Source organism: Azospirillum himalayense (assembly GCF_042657465.1).
Lineage (GTDB): Bacteria > Pseudomonadota > Alphaproteobacteria > Azospirillales > Azospirillaceae > Azospirillum > Azospirillum himalayense.
This window is the reverse complement of record NZ_JBHSLC010000115.1, coordinates 60,610-67,282: the sequence shown is the minus strand read 5'-3', so window position 1 is coordinate 67,282 and position 6,673 is coordinate 60,610. Positions and strand designations below refer to the sequence as shown.

The following is a 6,673-nucleotide window of genomic DNA, read 5'->3' as shown; positions in this document are numbered from 1 at the left end:
CGACCAACACCACCGAGAACCGCTTCGGGATCGTCGGGGCCACGCTCGCCCCCTCCATCATGACCAACAACACCAACAACGTCGGGGCGGCGGTGGACGATGCCGTGCCCGCGCTCACGACCGGTAACCGGGACTTCGTGGTGGCTGCCCACCTGACGAAGTTCCAGGAGAACAGCCCCGGACAGCCTGCCGACGCACCCACCGACACGATGATGGCCGGCGCTGCCCGGTTCGGCGTGGTCGGCGCCTTCCTGGAGCAGCACAACACCCGTGATGTCGGCCGCCCGGCGGACGATCCGCTGGCGGCGCAGACCGCCAAGGAGCATTCCGCCGTGATCGGCGCTGCCCTCGTCCAGACCGGCTACGGCGAGCGCGATGGGCAGGCCCCGCGGGCGCTGAACGTGGAGGATGCCATCGGCACACAGGTCGCGGGCGCGGCGAAGCACGCCGTCGTCGGCGCCTGGATGGTCCAGCACAACAACCACACCAAACCGAACGGCGAAAGCGACGTCCACAACGGGCACAGTATCAGCCAACCGATCAGCGCCATGACCACGACTGTCAGCCACCAGCAGGTTGCCGGGGCGTACCTTGTCCACCAGCGCGGAACCGGCGTGCCCCAGGATGCCGGGGCGCCCATCTCGGCCCAGACTTCGGGCGGGGACCGCGGCGGTTCCCATCATCAGGTCACCGCGGCCTACCTGTCCGAGTATTATGGCACAGGCGGGCAGCACCAGCCCGTGGACGCGGCCCTGAACACGCTGCCCACGGTGGATCGCTTCGCCGTTCACGGCGCCGACGTCACGGCTCCGCCCCTGCCGCCTGAGAAGCTGGCGCGCGCCAGGCAGGTCGCCGCCTTCCTTCGCGCCCATGGCGTCTGGGATGATCGGGAGTTCGTGACCTTCGGACCCTGGATCGTGGTCGACATCGGCATGCGGATGCTGCTGCCGCGGGAAGCCGCTGCTGCCCATGAGCTGCGGATGCCCGACCTGATCACCGTCTACAAGCGTGATCGCAAGGGCAACATCGTCATCGGCCCGGACGGCAAGCCGGAGATGGTTACCCGACCGCTCACCAAGACGGAGGCGATGCGGCTGGTGGGGAACTCCGTCCCCAAGCGCATGGCCATGCTGCTCGCCCGGACGAACGCGGTGCATGCGCTCCATGCCCCGTCTCGCCAGATCGCGGCGGAGTAACCGGCCATGGCCCACAGCCCTCACCCGCCCGCGTCCCCGCTCCACCAGCGCATCGACGCCTTCCAGGCCCTACGCACCCGAATCGACCGGGCGTTCGCAGCCGGCCGGATCACCCCGCAGCGGCGACGTGAACTGCTGGCTGCCGCCCGTGACCGATCCGGCATCTCGACGGGCAACCTCCCCTCCGGATCGCGCCCGCGCGCTCTGATCGGCGCCCCCAAGGCGTAAGGAGTTCGACATGAACACCAAGCCCCTGAACTCGGACGCTATCGGCCATCGCACCTGGACCGATGCCGAGTACCGCATCATCACCACGAAGGGGTGGATCACCGTCAGCGGGAAGGCCCGCGGCTTCTTCGGCGTCCACCACGACGAAGCCACTGGTCAGCACAAGCTGACCCACCTGCCGAGCGGCGCGTCGCTGGGCGGCGCCCCGGTGCCGGAAGCTCCCCGGCGCGCCGCGACCGCGGTCAAGAACATGTGGAACTGGAGCTTCACCGAATACAGCGGCCAGCCGACGCCTGAAGCCATGAGGGCCATTCGCATCGTCCTGAAGAGCCACGGTCTGACCCATCCCGACAACGTGCCTCGATGGACGAGCCCGGACGTGATCGAGCGGCTGGCGGCGGCTGGATCTTCCACCTTGCCCTCGCAGTCCACCGTCTCTGCGGTCTGAGGAGAAATCCATGCCCGATATCGATGGCATCTGGGACGACGAAGAAGACCGCCAGGGCTACGTCCGGGACGGCGCCGAGCGCATGGAGCCCGCCGATGCGTGACGTCCCGATCATCTTCAGCGCGCCGATGGTTCGGGCGCTCCTCGACGGCCGGAAGACGCAGACGCGCCGCCTTGCCACGTCGCCGCTCGCCAAGGTGCAGCCGGGCGACCGGCTGTGGGTTCGGGAGAACACCTGGCAAAACGGCACCTGGGTGCGCACAGAGGACGAAACCGGAGAGATTGGCTCGAAGTGGGTGGGCACCAGCAGCGTCCGGATGATGGCCAATGAGACGAAGCCGGCCGGGTCCGGTAATTTCGTGTGGCGCTCCATCCCCTCCATCCACATGCCCCGCTGGGCCAGCCGGCTCACGCTGGTGGTGGAGCAGGTGCGGGTCGAGCGGCTCCAGGACATCAGCGAGGCGGATGCCATCGCTGAAGGCATCGAGATGTGCTCGCCGCGACCGCGCGGGATGAGCGGGTGGCGCGATTATGGCGACAAGCTGGGAGACACGTCGCGTCGCTATTTCAGCGATCCGCGCAGGAGCTTTCAAACCCTCTGGACCAGCCTCCACGGCGCCGGCGCATGGGCCGCCAACCCCTGGGTGGTCGCCCTCACCTTCCGCGTCCACCAAGCGAACATCGACAAGCTGGAGGCTCGGGAGGTGGCGATTGGCTGACCGCCTGCTGCCCGCGTGGAATTCGATAACCCAACATTCAAATTCATAGGAACCGACCGATGAAGAACGGTGACTCACTGACCCCGACCACAGTCGAGGGTGAAACCCGCATTCGGGATATTGACCTCGGGGAAAGGCTGGGGTTCGTCCGCCCGAATAAAATTCGTGAGCTGATCGAGCGATGGATGGAGGCGCTGCTCAAGATGGGGCGATGCCCCACGGTGGGGTATCGCCCTGCGCAAGGCGGCAAGGAAACCAACGCCTACTACCTGAACCGCAAACAGGCCATCTTCATCACGGCCAAGGCGGAAACAGCGGAGGCGACCGAGATCACCATCGAAATTATTGAGAAGTTCGACGCCTACGAGCGGGGCCTTAACAGCAAAGAGTCGCTCGCGGCCCGGCGAATGCGAGTTATGGAGGCGAACGCCAAAACAAATGCGCGCCGCGCAGCAAATAATGCGCTGATGCTGATCGGAAAGGCCGGTGGCACTCGATCAATCGCCCGTAACGCGAGCCGGGTCTATGGTGAGCACGGCTTCAAGGTCGATATGGGCGATGCCTTCGATCAGGGCGAATTGTTCGATGGGCGTGATGACGACGATAAGGACGACGGCAGCGGGAGTGACGGCGATGCATAAAGCGACCCCCGCGACGGAACTGTGTCTCGACGTTGCCCGCGCCACCATGCGGGTACAGCCCACATCCGGTGGCCTCCCGCTCGCCAGCACCGTCGGTTCTGATCTCGCCGACATCTTGGCGCTGGAGTTGGCCAGCCGTCTCGCCGCGGTCATGCCCTCGGCCCTGGTCCGCACCATCGGTGAAGACCTTCTCGAAGGGGCCGACGCCATTGCCGAGTTCGTCTATGGCGACGCGGCGGACAAGCGCAAGGTCTATCACCTCGTTCAGAACGGGCGTTTCCCTGCCTTTCGCCTGGGCGACAAGGTGTGCGCGCGGAAGTCCACCGTGCTGGAATGGATCAAGCAGCAGGAGGAAAGCGGCACCTCCTCTGATCGGTGACGCGCCACGTTGCCATTTCGAAAAAGCGTGGCACTCTGAACCTTCCGCAACTATCACACGGGGTGATCTATGGCATCCGTGACGAAGCGGACTTTGCCCAGCGGGGAAACTCGCTGGCAGGTCCGCTATCGGGATCAGGGCGGACAGCAACGATCCCGACAGTTCCGAACGAAGAAAGAGGCGGAAGCGTTCGAGACCCGCACTCGCGGCGAAATGGTGACCGGCACCCATACGCCGGACGCCACGTCCATCACCGTGGCCGAAGCTGCTGACCTCTGGCTACAGACCTGCGAAGGGGAATCGCTCCAGGCATCGACATTGAAGGGATACCGGGAGTTTGTCAAAAACCACATCAAGCCGTCTCTCGGCTCGGTGAAGCTCTCCCGGCTGAGCCGCCCCCAGGTTGTCGCCTTCAAAACAACCATGGTCGAGAAGCGCTCCCGCGTCACCGCTCGTAAGGTCGTCTCCGCCCTCGGGGCGATCCTGAAGGACGCGATGATGCGGGGTCTCCTTGCTCAGAACGTCGCTACCGGCATCCGGGTCGAGAGCCGGCGCGCCGAGGACTTCGATGGGGAGAACGAAACCGATTCCATTGACCGCATCCCGTCTCCGGATGAGATAGGCGACATGCTTTGCGCGGCGGAGCGGATGTGGCCGCTGGTTATGGAGGTGGAGGGCGACGACGGCGAGATGGTGCGCCGGCCTACGCCATGGTACCCCCTGCTGACCGTGGCGGCGTTCACCGGCTTGCGCATATCGGAGGTTCTTGGGCTGGCCTGGGCCAACATCGACTTTCGGGCTGGCCTCGTGAAAGTCCGGCGTCGGGTCAACTTCAAACGGGACCTCGGGCCGGTGAAGTCCAAGACGGGTCGCCGAGAGGTGCCGATCCCACCCATGGCTGTCCGGGTCCTGAAAGAGTGGAAGATGGCGTGCCCACCCACCGAACTGGATCTGGTGTTCCCGTTCTGGGACAAGAAGCCGATGCACTACAATGTGGCTCGGAAGCAGTGCATGGTGCCGGTTCAGGTCGCCTGCGGTTGGTCAAAGACGCGTCCGGCGATCGAGGCGAAGGATGGGAAGAAGCGCCGCATTCCCCTCCCAGAGGTCCGTTATGGGTTCCATGATCTGCGCCATTTCGCGGCCAGCATGTTCATCGACCTGGGCTGGAACGCCAAGCGGGTGCAGGCGGTCATGGGCCACAGCACGATCACCATGACGTTCGACCTCTACGGCCATCTGTTCGACCGGAAGCACGACAACGCGGACGCTATGGCGGCCTTCGAAAGCAGCGTGTTCGGACGGCGATAAGCCATGTGCACATGGTGTGCACACAAAGGCAAATTTGTTAATTGAATCAATAGGGTTTGGCAGATTTTGGTACCGCCATTCCCAGGTTCGAATCCTGGCGCCCCAGCCACCTAATTCGCTAAGAATTCAGGTACTTGACCCCGCCCAACGGCGGGGTTTGCATTGCTGGCGCGGCAGGCCGGTTCAGCGAAGCATCTCTCCTTCTCAAGATTTGCCCAAAATCCTTGCAGCGTGAACGCGACACGGCGACAGCCTCAGGTGGGGTTTCCGCTCAGGGTGCGGGATGACAGTTTGAACACGGCGAACGCAGGTGTGAGCTTGGTCTGCCCTGCCCCTCATATGCCGGCGTCAACAGGGAACAGGAGGAAGACACCCATCTCGCGGTGTCACGACCCGATATTCCTAGCGCGTGCCGCTGTGACCTTATGGCTTTCCCGCATGACCCTGCGCATTTCATGTGAAGTTCATCACATGCTTTTCGGCCAAAACTCCGCGACCGTTCACACATAAGAGTGCAACGTGTCGCGCAGCGGGCATGCCATGTCATCGAAGAAGCTCAGGAACGTCTATGTCGCCGGAAAGCGCACCAGCATGCGGCTGGAGGCCGCGTTCTGGGAGGGGTTGGAAGAAATCGCGCAGAAGGAAAGCCTGACCTTGGGCGAGTTGTGCAACCGGCTCGCCGAGCGGGTGGACGTCGTGGATGCGAGCAACCTGTCCAGCGCCGTACGGGTCTACGTGCTGGACTATTTCAGGGCGGCCACGCCGAAACGGCAGGAAAGCTCCTACAACCCTCTGGCGGTCGCGGCGGAGTAGCGCGCGGTTGTGCGGCTGGGGCAATCCAGCCTTCACTTTGGTCAGGTCGGGCTGGCGCAATGGATTGATCAGCGTCCACAGGGCGGCGGTCGGGAGGAGTGCAGGATGCCTCTCCCGACCGCCGCCCCCATTCCACCAAACGCTCTTACTGCGCGGTCCAGCCGCCATCCATCAACAGGCTGGCACCGGTCATCTGGGCCGCCGAGTCGGAGCACAGATAGACCGCCAGCCCGCCCAACTCGTCCGGCGTCACGAAGGCGCCGGAGGGCTGCTTGGCGCCGAGCAGTTCCGCCTTTGCCTGCGGCTCCGGGATGTTCTTGGTCGAGGCGATCGCGTCGATTTGCTTCTGCACCAGCGGAGTCAGCACCCAGCCCGGACAGATGGCGTTGCAGGTGACACCAGTCCCCGCCGTCTCCAGCGCCACCGTCTTGGTCAGCCCGACCACGCCGTGCTTGGCCGCGACGTAGGCCGCCTTGTTGACCGACGCGACGTGACCATGCACCGAGGCGATGTTCAGGATGCGCCCCCAGCCGCGCCGCTTCATGCCCGGCAAGGCATGGTGGGTGCCGTGGAAGACCGCGGACAGGTTGAGCGCGATCACCGCGTCCCAGCGGTCGGTCGGAAACTCCTCCACCGGGGCGACGTGCTGGATGCCGGCGTTGTTCACCAGCACATCGACGGAGCCGAAAGTCTCCTCCGCGTGGCCGATCAGCGCGGCGATCTCCGCCGGTTTGGACAGGTCGGCACCGTGGTAGCCGACGCGCACGCCGAATTCCGCCGCCAGACCGGCGCGCAGCTCCTCGATGGCGGCGGCCTCGCCGAACCCGTTCAGCACCACGTCCGCCCCGGCTCCGGCCAGCGCCCGCGCGATGCCCAAGCCGATCCCGCTGGTCGAGCCGGTGACCACCGCGACCTTCTGAGTCAAGGTCATGGCTTATCCT

At 64.8% G+C, this 6,673-nt stretch carries 7 protein-coding genes and 1 pseudogene; 7 read left to right on the top strand and 1 reads right to left on the bottom strand.

Annotated elements, in window-relative coordinates; all coding sequences use genetic code 11:
- The 7 genes and pseudogenes from ACFPMG_RS31450 to ACFPMG_RS31420 all read left to right on the top strand — a co-directional run.
- Window positions 1-1,196 (top strand): annotated as a pseudogene (locus tag ACFPMG_RS31450) (hypothetical protein); the annotation flags it as partial.
- Between the two features lie 238 nt (window positions 1,197-1,434).
- Window positions 1,435-1,872 carry a hypothetical protein gene (locus ACFPMG_RS31445; RefSeq protein WP_376999617.1) on the top strand — a complete coding sequence of 146 codons (438 nt, stop codon included), beginning with the start codon at window positions 1,435-1,437 and terminating at the stop codon, window positions 1,870-1,872.
- A 95-nt stretch (window positions 1,873-1,967) separates the two neighbouring features.
- The gene (locus ACFPMG_RS31440; RefSeq protein ID WP_376999615.1) at window positions 1,968-2,591 is read left to right on the top strand and encodes a hypothetical protein; all 624 of its coding nucleotides are present in this window, start codon (window positions 1,968-1,970) and stop codon (window positions 2,589-2,591) included.
- A 59-nt stretch (window positions 2,592-2,650) separates the two neighbouring features.
- Window positions 2,651-3,232 (top strand): Rha family transcriptional regulator, encoded by a 582-nt coding sequence (locus tag ACFPMG_RS31435; protein ID WP_376999613.1) that lies wholly within the window; start codon window positions 2,651-2,653, stop codon window positions 3,230-3,232.
- Entirely contained in the window at window positions 3,225-3,611 is a 387-nt protein-coding gene (locus ACFPMG_RS31430; RefSeq protein WP_376999611.1) for a MerR family transcriptional regulator, read from the top strand. The genes ACFPMG_RS31435 and ACFPMG_RS31430 overlap by 8 nt, the downstream gene beginning before the upstream one ends.
- Before the next feature lie 69 nt (window positions 3,612-3,680).
- The gene (locus tag ACFPMG_RS31425) at window positions 3,681-4,919 is read left to right on the top strand and encodes a tyrosine-type recombinase/integrase (RefSeq protein ID WP_376999609.1); all 1,239 of its coding nucleotides are present in this window, start codon (window positions 3,681-3,683) and stop codon (window positions 4,917-4,919) included.
- A gap of 540 nt (window positions 4,920-5,459) precedes the next feature.
- Window positions 5,460-5,732 carry a ribbon-helix-helix domain-containing protein gene (locus tag ACFPMG_RS31420; RefSeq protein WP_376999607.1) on the top strand — a complete coding sequence of 91 codons (273 nt, stop codon included), beginning with the start codon at window positions 5,460-5,462 and terminating at the stop codon, window positions 5,730-5,732.
- Window positions 5,733-5,877: 145 nt separating this feature from the next.
- Here ACFPMG_RS31420 and ACFPMG_RS31415 read toward each other — a convergent pair whose 3' ends face one another.
- Window positions 5,878-6,663 (bottom strand): 3-hydroxybutyrate dehydrogenase, encoded by a 786-nt coding sequence (locus ACFPMG_RS31415; protein ID WP_376999605.1) that lies wholly within the window; start codon window positions 6,661-6,663, stop codon window positions 5,878-5,880.
- Between the last annotated feature and the right edge of the window lie 10 nt (window positions 6,664-6,673).